This is a genomic window from Microbacterium sp. M3, from assembly GCF_033548675.1.
Lineage (GTDB): Bacteria > Actinomycetota > Actinomycetes > Actinomycetales > Microbacteriaceae > Microbacterium > Microbacterium arthrosphaerae.
The window spans coordinates 197,561-213,622 of the sequence record NZ_JAWTZT010000003.1 but is presented as its reverse complement, the minus strand read 5'-3'; the positions used below and the strand labels follow the sequence as shown (position 1 = coordinate 213,622).

Annotated in this window: 13 protein-coding genes, 1 tRNA gene and 1 pseudogene; 9 read left to right on the top strand and 6 right to left on the bottom strand. The window is 67.1% G+C overall.

Annotated elements, in window-relative coordinates; translation table 11 throughout:
• Positions 1 to 7: 7 nt before the first annotated feature.
• Positions 8 to 1,522, top strand: coding sequence for an MFS transporter (locus R8Z57_RS10745; protein ID WP_318353761.1), 1,515 nt, complete (start codon positions 8 to 10; stop codon positions 1,520 to 1,522).
• Between the two features lie 181 nt (positions 1,523 to 1,703).
• Here R8Z57_RS10745 and R8Z57_RS10740 read toward each other — a convergent pair whose 3' ends face one another.
• The 3 genes from R8Z57_RS10740 to R8Z57_RS10730 form a co-directional block, all read right to left on the bottom strand.
• Positions 1,704 to 2,153 (bottom strand): pyridoxamine 5'-phosphate oxidase family protein, encoded by a 450-nt coding sequence (locus R8Z57_RS10740; protein WP_318353760.1) that lies wholly within the window; start codon positions 2,151 to 2,153, stop codon positions 1,704 to 1,706.
• A gap of 99 nt (positions 2,154 to 2,252) precedes the next feature.
• A complete protein-coding gene (locus R8Z57_RS10735) occupies positions 2,253 to 4,364 on the bottom strand; it encodes a glucose PTS transporter subunit IIA (protein ID WP_318353759.1) in 2,112 nt (703 codons plus the stop codon).
• 573 nt (positions 4,365 to 4,937) lie between these two features.
• Positions 4,938 to 6,062, bottom strand: a complete 1,125-nt coding sequence (locus R8Z57_RS10730; RefSeq protein WP_318353758.1) for an aminopeptidase P family protein — start codon at positions 6,060 to 6,062, stop codon at positions 4,938 to 4,940.
• 546 nt (positions 6,063 to 6,608) lie between these two features.
• On the opposite strand from R8Z57_RS10730, the gene R8Z57_RS10725 reads away from it, so the two are divergent.
• The 5 genes from R8Z57_RS10725 (at position 6,609) to R8Z57_RS10705 (ending at position 10,127) form a co-directional block, all read left to right on the top strand.
• Complete coding sequence (locus R8Z57_RS10725) at positions 6,609 to 7,274, top strand: hypothetical protein (protein WP_318353757.1); 666 nt, start codon at positions 6,609 to 6,611, stop codon at positions 7,272 to 7,274.
• A 252-nt stretch (positions 7,275 to 7,526) separates the two neighbouring features.
• The gene (locus tag R8Z57_RS10720; protein ID WP_318353756.1) at positions 7,527 to 8,090 is read left to right on the top strand and encodes a cation:proton antiporter; all 564 of its coding nucleotides are present in this window, start codon (positions 7,527 to 7,529) and stop codon (positions 8,088 to 8,090) included.
• A 257-nt stretch (positions 8,091 to 8,347) separates the two neighbouring features.
• A complete protein-coding gene (locus R8Z57_RS10715) occupies positions 8,348 to 8,677 on the top strand; it encodes a cation:proton antiporter (RefSeq protein ID WP_318353755.1) in 330 nt (109 codons plus the stop codon).
• 455 nt (positions 8,678 to 9,132) lie between these two features.
• Positions 9,133 to 9,543 (top strand): hypothetical protein, encoded by a 411-nt coding sequence (locus R8Z57_RS10710; RefSeq protein WP_318353754.1) that lies wholly within the window; start codon positions 9,133 to 9,135, stop codon positions 9,541 to 9,543.
• A 197-nt stretch (positions 9,544 to 9,740) separates the two neighbouring features.
• Entirely contained in the window at positions 9,741 to 10,127 is a 387-nt protein-coding gene (locus R8Z57_RS10705) for an SHOCT domain-containing protein (protein WP_318354079.1), read from the top strand.
• Positions 10,128 to 10,201: 74 nt separating this feature from the next.
• Here R8Z57_RS10705 and R8Z57_RS10700 read toward each other — a convergent pair whose 3' ends face one another.
• Positions 10,202 to 10,729, bottom strand: coding sequence for a DUF1269 domain-containing protein (locus tag R8Z57_RS10700; protein ID WP_318353753.1), 528 nt, complete (start codon positions 10,727 to 10,729; stop codon positions 10,202 to 10,204).
• A gap of 1,617 nt (positions 10,730 to 12,346) precedes the next feature.
• Here R8Z57_RS10700 and R8Z57_RS10695 point away from each other — a divergent pair.
• Both R8Z57_RS10695 and R8Z57_RS17430 read left to right on the top strand, forming a co-directional pair.
• On the top strand, positions 12,347 to 12,922 hold the full coding sequence (locus R8Z57_RS10695) for a hypothetical protein (protein WP_318353752.1): 576 nt from the start codon (positions 12,347 to 12,349) through the stop codon (positions 12,920 to 12,922).
• 9 nt (positions 12,923 to 12,931) lie between these two features.
• Positions 12,932 to 13,897 (top strand): annotated as a pseudogene (locus tag R8Z57_RS17430) (tyrosine-type recombinase/integrase); the annotation flags it as partial.
• Between the two features lie 176 nt (positions 13,898 to 14,073).
• On the opposite strand, the gene R8Z57_RS10685 reads toward R8Z57_RS17430, so the two are convergent.
• Both R8Z57_RS10685 and R8Z57_RS10680 read right to left on the bottom strand, forming a co-directional pair.
• Positions 14,074 to 14,149, bottom strand: a tRNA-Arg gene (locus R8Z57_RS10685).
• 44 nt (positions 14,150 to 14,193) lie between these two features.
• On the bottom strand, positions 14,194 to 15,018 hold the full coding sequence (locus R8Z57_RS10680) for an SGNH/GDSL hydrolase family protein (RefSeq protein WP_318353750.1): 825 nt from the start codon (positions 15,016 to 15,018) through the stop codon (positions 14,194 to 14,196).
• A 161-nt stretch (positions 15,019 to 15,179) separates the two neighbouring features.
• Here R8Z57_RS10680 and R8Z57_RS10675 point away from each other — a divergent pair, with 161 nt between their 5' ends.
• Positions 15,180 to 16,043 carry a transglutaminase-like domain-containing protein gene (locus R8Z57_RS10675; protein WP_318353749.1) on the top strand — a complete coding sequence of 288 codons (864 nt, stop codon included), beginning with the start codon at positions 15,180 to 15,182 and terminating at the stop codon, positions 16,041 to 16,043.
• Positions 16,044 to 16,062 lie beyond the last annotated feature (19 nt).

Below are 16,062 nucleotides of genomic sequence, written 5' to 3'. Positions count from 1 at the left end.
CAAGGCAATGATGGCCCCTGATCCGACGGCGGCCGAGCCTGCAACCGCCCGGAGATCCACCGCGGTGCTGATTGCGACGTGCCTGTCGACTCTCGTTGTCAACGCGAATACCTCCGCTGTCAGCATCCTTCTTCCCGCGATCAGTGAGGACACTGGGACCTCGGTCGACACGTTGCAGTGGGCCGTCACCGGATACTCGTTGATGGGTGCCGCCGTCATCGTCACCGCCGGGGCGATGGGGGATGTGTTCGGGCGTAAGCGGGTCTTCCAACTCGGTCTGCTTCTCTTCATCGCATCCTGTGTGTTCATCGCGCTGTCCACCTCGGGGATCGCGGTGGTTGCCGGGCGGATCATCCAAGGGGCGGCGGGCGCGACGATCCTGGCGTGTGGGCTCAGTCTCCTGACCGTTGCGAACCGGGGACAAGCTCAGCTGCGCGCGGTGTCGCTGTGGGGCGCCGCGGCCGCCGTCGGTGCGGCCGTCGGGCCGCTCCTGGGCGGCGTGCTCGTGGACATCACCGGATGGCAAGGCCTGTTCTGGATCGACGCGATCCTCGCTCTCGCGTGCGTCCTCATCACCGCACGGGGCGTCAGCGAGTCACGCGACGAGAACCGCCCACGATCGATCGACTACCTGGGCGCCCTGCTCGTGGCGCTGACACTGAGTCCAGTCGTGCTCGCCACGAGCCTCGGCGGCACGTGGGGATGGGTGTCATGGGAAACGTTCGCATGCGTCGTCGTGGCGGTGATGAGCGCGGTTGCATTCGTCGTGGTCGAGCGCCGGGTCGCGGTCCCGCTCCTGGATCTGGCGCTGCTCCGGAACGTGGTCCTGGTCGCATCGACCGTTGCCATCCTGATCGGATCCGGAACGATCAACGGGCTGATGTACCTCCTCAGTCTCTACTTCCAGAACCCCGATGCGCTCGGGCTCACACCCTTCCAGGCAGGACTGGCCATGCTGCCCGCGACGGTGGGCCTGGTTCTCATCGCGCCGCTGGTACCGAAGCTCGCCGCACGGATCGGCGGGCGGCAGGTCGTCGGAATAGGATTCCTCGTCACGGCGATCGGGTTCGGCGTGGTGGGTTTCGTCCAAGCCTCGTGGGACTACGGAGCCTTCGTTCTGCCATTGATCGCGATCGCCGTCGGAATGGGTCTATCGAACGGGCCGGCTTCTTCGGCGGCGACAGCGTGCGTGCCGCAGGACCAGGTCGGCTCGGCATCCGGCGTCTCCAACATGGCCCGGTACATCGGCGCAGCCGTCGCCACGGCGCTCGTAGCAACGATCAACGCCTCCGTGATCGAGTCGGACGGCGCCGCGGGTGGGTCGATGCCCGATGCACTGGCGTCCGGCCTGGCAACCGCTTCCTGGGTCATGGCGGCACTCAGCTTCGCCGGCGTGGTCATGGCCGTGCTCATGAAGCGGCATCGGATGGCACGTGGGACTCTGCAGGATGCCGCGGCCTCCGCCGCAGCGCTTACTCACACCCTGCCCACCACTGCCTCCGGCTCAGGACAGATCGGCTGACGCCGCGACGGCTGAGACGCCCGCGCGGGGGCACCGAATCCCGCACCGGCGATGCGATCCGGAGAGGCATACCCCGGCCGCCAGGGTGGAGCGGAGGAGTTACGGGTGGCAAGGTGGCGGCGGGTGAACGCGCTGACGCCCTGTATCCGCGGAGTTCCACTCCTCGCAGACCACTGGGACTCTATGTGTCGGAGTCAGGCGACGAGGCCCGGTAGCGCTCGGGCTCTGGAGTTCGCTGGAACCATCGACCGCTTATCTGCCTCGGCGTGATGCGCACCCAACGATACTTGAGAGTCGGAATCCACGGGGCGAGCGGCAGCGCGTCCGCCGCGTCGATCTCGCGCTGCAGCTGGAGACGCTCAGCGACGCCCTTCACAATCACACTCGCTGCGAACGTGTCGTCGTACTCGTCGACTTCGAACGCCACGAGAGGGTTCGCGGAGAGCTCCGCGAGCTTCGAGCCGGGTGCCGTGCGAAAGAGCACGCGGGGCCCATCGACCACGTAATTCACGGGGAAGATGTCGGGCTCGCCGTCCGCATCCAGGGCGAGCCTCCCGAGCTCACCTCGAGCCAGCAGATTCCAGCACTGCTCCTCGCTTAAAGTCACGACCGCATTGTTCGTGTCACGCATGACGCCATCTCCATCGACACTCGGCCCGGCGCGGCTCCCCTGCACACCATAGTCCTCCGCGTGGCGACCGGGGCTCCCGCGGACACCGTCCTTCCAACGTCATTTCATTTCAGCCCTTGGGTGCACGGTGATAAGCGAGGCGCCCACCGCCACCTGGCCCTCGAGCACGGGGGTCACCTCGCCGAAGTCGTCGGCATTCAGCACGATGACCGGCGTGATGAGCGGGTAGCCGGCTTTCTCTATGACGGCCCTGTCGAAGGTGACGAGCGGTGTGCCGAGCTCGACGCGATCGCCGTTCTTCACCTTGACATCGAAGCCCTCGCCCTTGAGGTTGACGGTGTCGATGCCGACATGGATCAGGAGCTCCACCCCGCCGTCCAGGACGATCCCGAAGGCGTGGCCGGTCGGCTGTGCGGCGGCGATCACGCCCGCACCGGGCGAGAAGACGGTGTCGCCCGTCGGTTCGATGGCGGCACCGGGCCCCATGACTCCGCCGGCGAAGACCGGGTCGGGAACCTCCGACAGCGGCACGACCGTGCCCGCCAGAGGCGACAGTACCTCGATCGACGCCCGCTCCAGCAGGGCCGTCGCCACGGGGACCGCGGCTACGGCGGGTGCGGCATCCGATGCGTCGATCGTGCGGGGCTCCGCGGCCTCGACCGCGGCGGGCGCGACGTGCTCGGCAGCTGCTGCGGCCTCGGCGGCGTCACGCGCCGCCTCGAACTCGGCCTGCTGCTCGGGCGTGCGGAAGTTCGACCAGATGACCAGGAACATCGAGGTGAAGAACGCCAGCCCGATCGCGATCGCGTACAGCCCCGTCGGCTGGAACGCCGGGATCGTCAGCAGCGACGTGAAGACGAACGCCTGGGTGGTGACGCCGTTCTCCAGTCCCATCAGGAGACTGCCGATGCCGATCGTGAGCCCTCCGACGAAGCAGCCGACGAGCATGCGCGGGTAGATTCGCTTGAATCGCAGATGGATGCCGTACAGAGACGGCTCGGAGATTCCGCCGAGCAGGCCCGCCGCGAGCGCACCGGTCGCCGTCTGCCGCATCTGCGTGTCGCGGTGACGCATCGACAGCACGAGCACGCCCGCGGTGGCGCCGAAGCAGGCGAAGTTCCACGCGCCCATCGGACCCTGGATGAAGTCGTACCCGAGCGTCTGGATGTTCAGGAGCATGATCGCGTTGATCGGCCAGTGCAGGCCGAGCGGCACCATGAACGGGTAGGCCAGCGGAATGACGATCGCGAAGATGAACGGCGAGAAACTGTTGATCGCCGCGAGAGCCTGAGCCAGCACCGCCCCGACGTAGACGCCGATCGGCCCGATCACGAACGCGGTCAGCGGCATCATGATGAGCATCGCGAAGAACGGCACGAAGATGAGCTGCAGGTTCGCCGCGATGATCTTCCGCAGCAGCTTGTACAGCGGGCCCAGCGCCGCCGCCATGAGCAGCGGCGGGAACACCTGCGAGCTGTAGTTCGCGATCGGCATCGGGATGCCGAAGATCGGCACGATCGCCACCTGCGCGGCCTCGATGCCGAACAGAGCCGTCGGCTCGACGCCCTGCGCGAGTGACGTGAACCCCGGGAGCATGAGCACTGCCATGATCGCGAAGCCCACCCACGGGTCTGCGCCGACCTTCTTGGTTGCGTTGTAGGCGACCATGAGCGGCAGGAAGACGAAGACACTCTGCCACATCAGGTTGATGAAGGCCCACGACGGATCGAGCGTGACCCCGGGCGCGTTCCAGTCCGGGATCACGTCGAGGGTCGCCATGAGCGCCATGAAGGTGATGAAGAACGAGGCGCCCAACAGCGCTCCGAGGATCGGCCGGAACGAGTCCGACAGGAACTCGAACAGCGAGTCGATCCACGCCACCTTGCCGCGCACGCCCTTCGCCCGCTCACGCGCCTTGATGGCATCGATGTCGTCGTCGGCTGCCGCGGCGCCGCCGCCGTCCTTCATCTCGGGCAGCGCCATGATGTCGTTGTAGACGTTCTGCACACCACCGCCGATGACCACCTGGAATCGCTCACCCGCCTGCGGGACCGCGCCCATCACCCCCGGAATCGCCTCGACGGTGGCCGGGTCGACGCCCGACGCGTCGCGGAGCTGGAACCTGAGCCGGGTCGCGCAGTGCGTGAGGCTCTCGATGTTGCCGGCGCCACCGACGGCCTGGACGATGTCGGCTGCAGACGATGTGGCCATGGCTCTCTCCTTCGACTCCAGCGGCAGCCCGCGGGGCGAGCCGCAGCTCTTCGCCAGACTTTTTGCGGCGATCGTACCCGCGGTTGCGCCGGCGCGCGAGTGCACCGCGCATCGCCTCCTGCAAGAAACTGAGAAGCCGCTGGCTCCCCTTGCTACCGCTACCACTGCCGACGTGCCAGGCGCGACGAACTCGTCACGTCGTCGCCGAACTTCTTCCCGTCGTGACCCTTCCTGATCTTCCCGAGGACCGCGCCCATACCGCGCCGACCACCGTCACCGCCAACAGCGGCGGTGCGAGGAGCGCGAAGGTATACATCCGAAGCGACCAGCCGGTTGCTCCGAACTCGCTTCCTTACAGGGCTGGAGTCCTACGCAGAGGGTTACCGCACTTGCGGGACTCCCGGCCGAGTGACCCGCACAATGGCACGTTCAAGACACACGGGTTCACGATGCTCAAAACACCCGGTGGAGATGCGACTGGTCCTGGGGGTGCGCGCCGGGCGAGTCGGCGAGGCGAGCAGACGCTCGACTCCCGACGACGCCACGTGTGAAGACGCAGTCGCGGCACACCCGTCACTCGACGATGGTGAGCCCGCGATCCGTGTCGTTGAACCGGCGTCCACCGTCTTCGGTCACCGTCACGATGTCTTCGATGCGGACACCGAAACGGCCTGCGAGGTAGATGCCCGGCTCGATCGAGAAGCACATCCCGGGAACGACCGGGCGCTCTTCGCCTTCCACGATGTAGGGCGGTTCATGCGTGGTCATCCCGATGCCATGTCCGGTGCGGTGGATGAACTCGTCTCCATAGCCGGCCTCCGTGATCACGCGGCGTGCGACGCGGTCGATTTCCTGGCAGGCGATGCCTGGGCGCACCGCCTCGAACGCTGTCTGCTGAGCAACGCGAACGATCTCGTGCACCTCGCGCATCTGCGATGTCGGCTCCCCTACGCAGACTGTGCGCGAGGTATCGGACCCATACCCGTACATCAGTCCCCCGAAGTCCAGGACGACCATGTCTCCGGAAAGGATGGTGCGGTCACCGGCCTCATGATGCGGGTTGGCGCCGTTCGGGCCCGACCCGACGACCGTGAAGTCGACCTGCTCGTGTCCGAATTCGCGGAGGAACCGGGCGAGATCGGCGGCAACGTCAGTCTCCTTCCGCCCGGCGAACGGCACCTTCACGATCTCACGAAAGGTCGCATCGGCTGCAGCGCCCGCCGCTTCCATCCGCGCGAGCTCTCTGCCGTCTTTCACCGCGCGCAGCATGGGCAGCCGTTCCGTCACTGATGAGTACCGGCTTTCGGTGAGCTCCGCCTGCAGGCCGAGCAGGTGCAGCGCCCACGCGGTGTCCGATATCGCGAAGGTCCCGTCCGCTGGGAGCAACTGTGCGGCGGCCGCGTAAGGGTCCGTGCCGTCGCGCCAGTCCCTCATGATCAGAGCCTCGGCACCAACCGTCGACTCGGCGTCCGGACGTTCCAGGATGGGCACAAGGAGATGCGGCTCAACGCCGTGGCGGAGCACAAGCAGAGTGAGCCGCTCGGTGGTCGCCGTGGGCTGATACCCGGTGAGCCAGAGCAGGTCCGGGCCGGGCGTCACGAGAAGGCCATCCAGACCCTCTTCCGCCGCGGCGGCAGCCGCCGCCTGCATACGTGCGCCGTAGTCATCGGATGTGAACGGAGCCGGAACGGCATCCATGGCGCCTCCTCCTCCAGGCGTAGCGTCGTGCGCGAGGCGACACCATTTGACCGCGGAGAGATCGTCGACACAAGACCAGCTCAAGACGGGCTTGAGTCGAGCTTGCGCGCGGTGAGCAACATCCGCCCGGAAACCGCTGGGCGCGGCGATCATGCCGGCGGCCGGCGGGTCATCGCGAGTGAAGCGGCGCTCCTGGCGGCGACATGATCTGGGCACCCCTCGTCGGAGAACGGCCTGCGCATCGCGCAAGCGTGCTGTCAGGACCCAGAAGGATCCAGACGGCACGGGAAGTGCTGTGCACGCGCCCTACGAACGCCTCGACGCTCGGCCAGGAAGCAGGCGCGCACGGTGACCGTCCGACCATGGAACCGCGCGGTGTCTTGGCGTCGGACAGCATTCGAAGACCAGACGGGCCAGAACCCGCCAGAGCATCTCGTCGATGGCCCGGCTACACACGCGGATCATCGTTGGGGGCCCGCCAGATCGTGCAGGTCACATCCTGGGGGATACCCTGGCTTCGACTTACCACCCGGAACAGGAGCGTGTATGGGCGACGCTGGCACAGGGCATCCGCTGCTGACGGTCGGCGACAGCCGATCTACCCAACGCTCCGCTCGCGCCTCGGCGTTGTTCGCTCTTCCGTTCGCGATCGCCAGCCTCCTCGTCGTATTCGTGCTGGCTGGCCTCGGCTTCAATGTCGAGACGCTTCTGGGGATCGTCCTCGCCGGCACGGTGTTTGTGCCCGCCCTCGTGGAGTTCGTGCTGCGCACACCCATCCCCCGCGCACTGCAGTTGCACTACCTGATCTTCATCGTTGCGGGTCCGCTGGCCGGGAGCGTGCTGCACGTGTACGACGCCATCCCTCGATGGGACGCGTATGTGCATTTCGACTCGGGAGTTATGCTCGCGTGGCTCGGCATGCTCGCAGTGCGGCGTGCCGAAGAACGTGCGCGAGTCCCGCTGCCGACCTGGTTCGGGCTGAGCGTCGTGATGGCGACCCCGATGGCGTTCGCGGGAGCATGGGAGATCTGCGAGTTCGTCAGCGATGTCATCCTCGGCACAACTTCCCAAAGCGGCCTTGAGGATACGATGTTGGACATCGTCGCGGGCACAGCCGGCGGGCTGTTGGCGATCGCGCTGTTGATGGTCGCCCGCCGGCCACGCACCGTTGCACCACTGTCACTGCTTCGCGGCGGCCGGCGCCCCCGTTAACTCGCCGGACCTGCTAGCGCGCTGAGGTTTCGCGCCGCTTCGCCGAGTCCGTACGATGGCCCTGGGTTGATGGCCGTGTCGGGTGATCAAGAGCGGCGACCGCATGGTGGCGGCGACGGCGGTCCTGGTGATCATCATCCTGTGGAGCGTGTTCTCGAGACCGCTTGCCGGCGTGGGATCACCTCCGCTCGGTTCCTTACTGCTGCCGGTTTCGTGGTCGGAACGTCTGCACTTGGATAGCTGGACATCGCCATGGGGTCGGCGCTGGCCGAACGGGTGGCTGAGATTGCGCTGGTCCTGCTGCTGTTCAGCGACGCGGCGCGGCTGGACCTGCAAGCGTTGCGTCGTGAGCTTTCGTGGCCGACCCGCCTTCTGCTCATTGGGCTGCCGCGGACAATGATCGCCGGGGTCGGAGCGGGCGTGCTCGTCTTTCCTGGCACGGCGTTTGCCTCCACGAGACTGCTAGCTACGATGCTGGCTTCAACGGATGCCGGTCAGAAGGTCGTCACAGACACCGCTGTTCCTGCCCGAACGCGGCAGGCGCTGGATGTGGAGGGCGGGCTGAACGATGGACTGGTCGTACCGTTCTTTCTTGTCGCACTCGACATCGCCAGCGCCGAACTGGAAACGCTTCCGGGTTGGGCAGTGGTCCAAAACACTGTCGTCCAGATCGGCGGGGGACTGACGGCGGGCTCGCGGCCGGCATCCTGGGCGGGCTGCTGTTCCGCATCGCAGATCACCGCGAGTGGATCGGCCGTGAATGGCGGCAGATCATCCCGCTCGCGGTGGCGCTGGTGGATTACACCGTCGCCCTGATGCTGGGGGCAGTGGCTTCATCGCGGCGTTCGTCGGCGGGCTCGCGTTCGGACGAGTCTCCCGCGCCCGCGGCACCGTCCTCACTCTGTTTACGGAGGAGGCGGGCGGCGTCCTCGCCGCGGTGACGTGGATCGGTTTCGGGGCGCTGGCACTGACGCTCGTCGCTCCTCACATCCCTGGCAGGTGATCCTCTACGCGGTGCTGAGCTTGACAGTGGTGCGCATGGCCCTGTTGCGATCGCCTTCGTCGGCCAGGGCGTGCGCGTTCCGACGGTGGCGTTCATAGGATGGTTCGGTCCGCGCGGGCTCGCCTCCCTCGTTTTCGCGCTACTCGCGTTCGAGCACGGTGTGCCCGACGGCGAGGTCGTGTTCACGACGGTGATCGTCACCGTCGCCCTCAGTGTCATCCTCCACGGTCTCACGTCGGTTCCGCTTGTCACCCTCTACCAACGCTGGTACGAATCACACGCTGCCGAGAATGCCGCCGCGGCAGAAGCCGCGCCGACCACGATTTCGGGCGCGCGACGGCACCTCACCGCCCCCGGGCCGACAGACGGAGGCGGAGAAGAATCCCGTGAGGCCCCCTGACGTCGGTGATTCGAGCTCGGCGCGACTGGGGATCCCCATCAGACACAGGTTTCAGCCACCCATCTCGATCTCGTGCACGATCCGGTCGAACGTCGGGTTCCCTACAGTGGTCGCTATCCATCAGCGCTGGCGCGTGGGCGTTCATCCGCAATGCCCGTGTCTGGCCAGCGGGCGATGACGAGCATAGTGACGACAATGGCCGAGGTGCAGGATGGCGAGTACCGCCATCACGGGAATCACCCATCCCACGCGCACACTGCGGGCCCGCCGGCCTCGCGCCAGAAGAAGACTGCTGGCACGAAGAGGCAGGACTCGAGGACCTCCGCCACGCCATCGCGGCGCTGCGGGCATCCGTCGGTAGTGTGTGCCGCAGGTGCCGCCCGGTACCTCGCGGAACGCGGCGAGCACACTTGCTTCGATCGCACCGCGTCTGCCGCAAGGAAGGGGCTCTCGTTATGGCCAACACCGACGTCAACATCACCGGCTGGGCGGGATGGGGGGTGTTCGCCGCTGTCGTCCTGATCGTCGGTGGAGCGATCGATGCCTTTCACGGGCTGCAGGCGATCATCGGCCCCGACACCGCCTACTTCCTGGGCCAGATCGGGCTATTCTCGATCGACGTGCAGGGATGGGGGTGGTGGCACCTGATCATCGGCGCCCTACTGATCCTCGTCGGGATCTTCCTTCTCCTGGGTGCCACATGGGCGCGGGTCACCGCGATCGTGCTGGTCGCGCTCAACGCCATCGGGCAGCTCTCGCTCATCGCCGTGCAGCCGTGGCTGTCGCTGGCGCTGCTGGCCATCGATGTCGTCGTGATCTACGCGCTCACCGTGCACGGCCGCGAGATCGACGCGCGACGCAGCTGAACCACACGGGGTAGAAGGAGGCGTGCTCGCGGGCACCTCCTTCTGCGTTGGACGCACGACGACCCGACACGCCGCGTGGCGGGAGTCAGATGCGGAGCCGAGCGCGGATTGGGGCCTAGTGTCACGATCACGGCCACCATCCCGGTGGGCAGCAGCTTGGCAGGCAGCAGAGTCTGCCCGAACGATTGGTGAATGCAATGGATGGCGGTTTCTGGGACCTGATTCTCTGGTTCTTCTGGATCTTCGTGTTCGTCGCCTACCTGATGGTGATCTTCTCGATCATCGGCGACCTGTTCCGTGACGACTCCGTCAACGGCTGGGTCAAGGCGATCTGGATCATCTTCCTGATCTTCGTGCCGTTCCTGACCGCACTGATCTACCTCATCGCGCGCGGCAATGGCATGCAGAAGCGCTCGATCGCGCAAGCGCAAGAGCTCCGCGCCGCGCAGGATGCCTACATCCGCCAAACCGCCGGCTCGAGCTCCAGCGCGGCAGACGACATCGCCAAGGCCAAGACGCTGCTCGACTCCGGCGCGATCTCGCAGGCAGAGTACGACGCCCTCAAGGCCAAAGCTCTCGCGTAACTGCTCTACCAGCCCGCAAGAACAGAGGGCGGCACCCCGATCGGGGTGCCGCCCTCGTCGTGGGAGGACCGAGGCTACGCGTTGATCTGCTCCACGACGTCGTCCGCTGACTTCTCGATCGCCTCGCGCAGCTTCTCGTAGTCGTCGGAGTCGATCGCCTTGCTGATGCGCTTGTCCGCACGGCCCAGCGCCTTCTCGACATTGTCTGCCCAGCGATCATCGACGACGGCTACGACCGCCGAAGTTCCCGGCGCGAGATACTCGTCGACGTCCACGCCGAACTGCTTTTCCTCGCGGTTCTTCTTTATCTTTCCGAGGATCGCGCCGATGCCAGCGCCGACCGCGGTGGCCGCCAGCAGCGGGGGGGCGAACAGGCCGACGACCGCGCCGGCGCCGGCTCCCCACGCGGTGCCCCTGCCGACGGACTTGTCGCCGTGCTCCTTGACTTGGACCTTCCCGTCGTCGTCGCGGACGAGAACGACCGCGCCGATGATCTCGTATCCACCGGCGTCCTGGCCGCTTCGCAGGGCCTGGTAGTCGTCTGAGGCAGACGCGGTGTCGTCGTACGAGCCCACCACCAGCGCAAGGTTCTTCGTGCCCATCGATCTATCTCCTTCGGTCGATCAGGGAGGCGACTGATCTTGCCGCTTCCGAGCTCTGGGTCATCAAGGTGCTCAGATCCTATTCCGGCGTCCCGCTGCCCGACCAGAGTTCGAAAGTGAACAATGCGCCCGCTCGTGACGTATCAGATGTGCCCGGGAGATCCCATCCTCGATCGCCAGCGCGCGTTGCTTCGATCCCTCGGTTCCGTGCGATGCCCGGATGGGGATCCGTCGTCAAAGTGTCGGCTCCCGGGCTCAAATGTGGCCGCGACACGCGACACGCGACACGCGACCCGCGACCGAGGCGTCGACTGCTCCACTGCGGCCCCTCAACCCCACCCAGTCCTTCCCGATGGCACCGGGGTGAAGTGGGGAATGGGGATCGGCTTGGATCGAGTGGATGTCGCCTGTGCGTGCCGGAGCTGCTCAGCGGTCCGCAGAACGTCGTCACGCGAAGTATGGAAGCTGGGGTGGATTCCGAGTCCCACCCAAATCGCTTCGTAGCCGCCGCCTGTGCGTTCCACATAGGCCACCAAACGCGCGGCGTCACCCGCGTCGACGCTGGTATCGCACAGCCTCCATCCGACATCCCCGAGCGGCTCGAACACCAGCCTTCCCTGATCGGCAGTGATCATCTGAACCTCCATATCAACGATGCGCCCACGCCGGCCGCTGCGCCACCCCTTGACATCACGCCAGCGAACTCAGGAGCGGCGCGAGTTACTCACGCACGATCCGTCGACCGCAGCCAACTCGGCACACCGCAGCGCCGATCCGTGCGCCTTGCCGCCTGTCCGAGCCCCGGGATGCCGCTCAGTCGACCCTGCGCCCTGGAACGCCAGACGCTTCCTAACCGCACCAGCCGCGCGACTCGACCTCTCGGCCAGGAGGTGGTCCTGCTCACGACAGGACGTGCGGCGGCTCAAGCTGATCCGGCCGAACGGACGATCACCGGTCCGTCCTCCTTCACTGCCCGCATGGGGATCGAGTGTGACCGCCTCCTGCGTGCGCACGAGGCGGCCATGCAAATCCGCCCGGCCCAACCTCAGCCTCCTCCAACGATCGGCCGATCTAGCGGGCAGGGAATGACGTAGCGCCTGCGAGCGATCGCAGGACGGAGTTCGCAGCGCAGCGGAGACCGGAGCGTGCAATGCGACGCTGGGAACGGAGTCGTCCCCGCTCCGCTAAACTCTTGCGGTCACGGGGACGTGGCCTGTCACCGCGACCCACAACTGCGCCTGACACGTCACAGTGCCCATAGCAGGCGACGTTCGCCTCACTCCTGTTCGGCACCCGCCGCGGAGGCGGCGAGCCATTCCTCGAGCTCGTCGAGCGCGCAGACGACCTTGCGGCCGAGCTTGTAGTAAGTACTTGGGCCCTTTGTGCTCGTAGCGCCACATCGCGAGCGTGCCCTTGGTCACGCCCGGCAGCAGCGCCGCGACCTGGTCCGGGCTCAGCAGCTCGTGACTGAGCTTGGCCGAGTCATCGCTGGCAAGAGTCGTCATGATTCACCTCACTTGCGTAACACCGGATGTATTTGACATCAGTACACGCCTCCGCGAGACTACTCGTCAAGAGGAACTGTGAAATAGCGCATCAAACATGCAAGATGGTGGGGTGGTGACGAAGGTGACGACGCTCGACGGCTCCAAAATGACCGAAGCCGCGATGACGGAGCGGATTGGTGACTCGTTGCGGATCGCTCCTGCTTTCGTCGCCTCAGCGGTCAATGACGCGACTGGCATCGAGACGGCGCTCGAGGCCCATTACCGACGTGATGAGGGTCGCTATGTCGTGACGACCGTCGTCAACAAGGCGGTGCGGGGCGACTTCGATCCCGAGGCGCTGCGGCGCACCGCAGTCTCCCCGATCCTGCAGACCGCCGTCCCCTGGTGCATGGCGATAGACCTCGAGCAGTGGGTCACCGTCGGTGACCTGACCGAGGGTGAAGGGCGCGTCATCCCGGACTTCATGGCGCGGGAAGTCATCAAGCGCGGAGCCAGCGATGCGCGGATGGAAGTGATCCAGATCATCTACGGTGCCGCGGCCCTCGCCGGTCTCCCGCCGGTCAAGGCGGTGCAGCACGAACTTCAGGTGCCGCACCGCACCGCGTCGGACTGGATCATGAAGGCGCGAAAGGGCGGCTGGCTCGAGGGCCTGAACTACGCGGTCGGCCGGCAGGCCGAGAGCTGATGGTGCGCGATGGGCAGCGTCCACCCGTACGAGACCGCGAGCGGCGCTAAGCGCTACCGCATCTCATACCGGCGTCCGGACCACTCGCAGACCTCGGAGCGAGGCTTCAAGACCAAGCGAGACGCCGAATTGCGGCTCGCCGAGTTGGAGCTCTCCAAGTCTCGCGGTGAATACGTCAACCCGACGCACGCTCGCGTGACGGTCCGCGATCTCGGTCGTGAGTGGCTGCAGCAGAGGGAAGGCGTGCTGAAGCCGTCGTCGGTGAGACCGTTGCAGTCGGCGTGGAAGAAGCACGTCGAGCCGCAGCGGGGGAGTAGGACGCTCGGCAGCATTCGGCACTCGGAAGTGCAGGTCTGGGTGTCGAGTATCGCCGGGGGTTCCACCACCGTCCGGCGCGCGCACGGGATCCTGGCCGGCATCCTCGATGCGGCCGTCAGCGACCGGCGGATCGGCCGCAACGTCGCCCGCGACGTCAAGCTGCCGTCGAAGTCGCGAGCAGCCGCTCGGCACTACCTCACTCACGCGCAGGTGCAACTCCTCGCTGACAAGGCCCGACACTCCACCCTGGTGCTCTTCCTCGCGTATACGGGTCTGCGATGGGGTGAGGCGACCGCTCTGCGGGTCCGCCATGTCGATCCGGCTCGGCGCCGGGTGAAGGTCGAGGAGAACGCTGTGCTCGTCTCCTTCGAGGTGCACGTGGGTACGCCGAAGACGCACCGGTCGCGGTCGGTCCCGTATCCCGAGTTTCTGGCGACGCCGCTTGCCGCGCAAGCGACCGGCAAAGTGTCTGAGGAGCTTCTGTTCGGCGATGGGCATCGGCACATCAAGCTGCCGGCGTCCCGGAATGGCTGGTTCACGCAAGCGGTGCGCGCAGCGCAGGCCGAGGACCCGACCTTCCCGCGGATCACGCCCCACGACCTCCGTCATACCGCTGCGTCGCTTGCCGTCAGCAGCGGTGCGCACGTCAAAGCGGTGCAGCGGATGCTCGGACACGCGTCGGCTGCGATGACGCTCGACGTCTATGCGGACCTTTTCGACGACGATCTGGACGCCGTTGCGGCTGCTCTCGATCGCGCCAAGCGCGCCACGGATGTTGTCAAAGTGTTGTCACGAGAAAGGGATCGAGATGACTCCCGATCCCTTGTCCCGACTGGTGCCCCCGACAGGAATCGAACCTGCGACCTTTGGTACCGGAAACCAACGCTCTATCCCCTGAGCTACGGAGGCGTGCCGATCGAGATTACCATCCCGGGCGGGGTGCGCCCGCCAGCTCAGCGGTCGGCGCCGTCGCCCTCGCGCGGGGCGTCGGCGACGACCGCTGGCTGCTGCTCGATGCGCTCGATGGCGGCGGCGACGCGGTCGGCGAGGTACGCGTGCCCGCCGGTCGAGGGGTGGTCGCGCCCGATCGGACCGGTGTCGATCACGTCGAGGTAGTTCGCCTCGGTGATCCAGTCCTCGGCGATGGGGGAGATGTACCACCAGCCGCGCGCGGCGGCGAACGCGCTCAGGTCGGCGTCGATGCGCCGGGTCGCATCCTCGACGGGCAGCACCTGCGGCGCCGGGCCGAGGATCACGATGTCGGCGTCGGGGTAGCGCGCGTTGAGGGCATCCCAGGCGGCGGTCACGGCATCCCGATACCCGTCCGGATAGAGGCGACGATCGTTGATCGACCCCTCGACGATGATGAGGTCGGGGTCGAGTGCCGGGTCGAGGGCGGCGATGCGCTCGCCGTAGGACGGGCCGTCGATGCCCGGCTTCAGATACCCGCTGCCGCGCACGCCGTCGACGACCGTCTCGACGCCCAGCCGATCGGCCAGCACGTAGGCGAAGCCGAGCGTCGGCACGTTCGCGGCCGAGCCGTACACCCACGAGTCGCCGAAGACGAGGACGCGCGCACCCTCTTCGACGACGAGCGGAGCGGGGGGAGCGGATGCCGCAGCCGGCGCTTCGCCCTCGGCCACGGCCACGACGGGAGCGGCGTCGGGTGCGCCCCAGGGCCGCAGCACCGCGACGGTGAGCACCGCGGCGACGGCGAGGGCGGCGCCCAGCAGCGGGAGCCCCCACCGCCGTGCGCGGGAGTGGCCGGGCGCGTGCATGTGAACGAGGGTAAGTCATCCCCGCCGGGGGGCGGCGCGGGGGTGGTCGAACTGGGGAAAGACCCGGCCGATCCTGAGGCGCGCCCGCGCCGGACGACCCCGTGGCGGACCATCTGTCAAGACCGGGCGAAGTGCCCGCCGCGGCATGCGAGGATACTTCGGTGCAACGCGTCGTGACCGCTGAGATGGACCTCGAACTGGGGGCATCCGTCGACCTCATCTTCCAGATCGCCGCCTCCCAGGCCGCGCCGGTCTCGGACGAGCAGCTGACGTTCACGCAGGGAGATCGCGTCTACACCCCGACCGAGATCGTCGACCAGTCCGGCAGCCGCCTGCACCGCCTGACCGGCGAGCCCGGTCGCCTCGAGATCCGCTACGAGGCAACGGTCGACGGCCAGGCCGCGACCGGCCGCACGAGCGACCTCGAGGCCATCACCTACCTCCGCCCGAGCCGGTACGCGCAGTCCGACGAGGTGTTCCAGCAGGCCCGTCGTCAGTTCAAGGGGCTGTCGGGGCACGACCTGATCGCCGCGGTGTCGGAGTTCGTCTCGACGAGCACCACGTACACGCCCGGCCTCAGCCAGGGCACCGACAGCGCCGTGACGACGCTGATGACGGGGCAGGGCGTCTGCCGCGACTACGCGCACGTCGTCATCGCGCTGCTGCGTGCGATGGACATGCCGGCCCGCTATGCCGCCTGCTACGCGCCGGGCCTTCGGCCCATGGACTTCCACGCCGTCGCCGAGGCCTACCTCGACGGCGCCTGGTACGTGATCGACGCGACACGGCTGGCCAACCGCCGCTCGCTCGTGCGCATCGCCACGGGCCGGGATGCCGCCGACTGCGCGTTCCTCAGCTACCACGGCGGCTACGTCGGGCTCAAGCACCTGCGCGTGGACGCGTGGGTGGTGCCCGAGACGGCCACCCTCGACGGTCTGAGCTCCCTTGAGACGCTCCCCGAGGCGCTGCCCGAGGCCGCCGATCCCGCGCTCGACGACTTCGGCGCGCTGGTGCAGATCTCCTGAGCAGCCCGCGCAGGGGGCA

Bases quoted from the DNA above. Each gene is read 5' to 3' on its own strand.
- R8Z57_RS10745 (WP_318353761.1), top strand. From the start codon at position 8: ATGATGGCCCCTGATCCGACGGCGGCCGAGCCTGCAACCGCCCGGAGA.
- R8Z57_RS10740 (WP_318353760.1), bottom strand. From the start codon at position 2,153: ATGCGTGACACGAACAATGCGGTCGTGACTTTAAGCGAGGAGCAGTGC.
- R8Z57_RS10735 (WP_318353759.1), bottom strand. From the start codon at position 4,364: ATGGCCACATCGTCTGCAGCCGACATCGTCCAGGCCGTCGGTGGCGCC.
- R8Z57_RS10730 (WP_318353758.1), bottom strand. From the start codon at position 6,062: ATGGATGCCGTTCCGGCTCCGTTCACATCCGATGACTACGGCGCACGT.
- R8Z57_RS10725 (WP_318353757.1), top strand. From the start codon at position 6,609: ATGGGCGACGCTGGCACAGGGCATCCGCTGCTGACGGTCGGCGACAGC.
- R8Z57_RS10720 (WP_318353756.1), top strand. From the start codon at position 7,527: ATGGGGTCGGCGCTGGCCGAACGGGTGGCTGAGATTGCGCTGGTCCTG.
- R8Z57_RS10710 (WP_318353754.1), top strand. From the start codon at position 9,133: ATGGCCAACACCGACGTCAACATCACCGGCTGGGCGGGATGGGGGGTG.
- R8Z57_RS10705 (WP_318354079.1), top strand. From the start codon at position 9,741: ATGGATGGCGGTTTCTGGGACCTGATTCTCTGGTTCTTCTGGATCTTC.
- R8Z57_RS10700 (WP_318353753.1), bottom strand. From the start codon at position 10,729: ATGGGCACGAAGAACCTTGCGCTGGTGGTGGGCTCGTACGACGACACC.
- R8Z57_RS10680 (WP_318353750.1), bottom strand. From the start codon at position 15,018: ATGCACGCGCCCGGCCACTCCCGCGCACGGCGGTGGGGGCTCCCGCTG.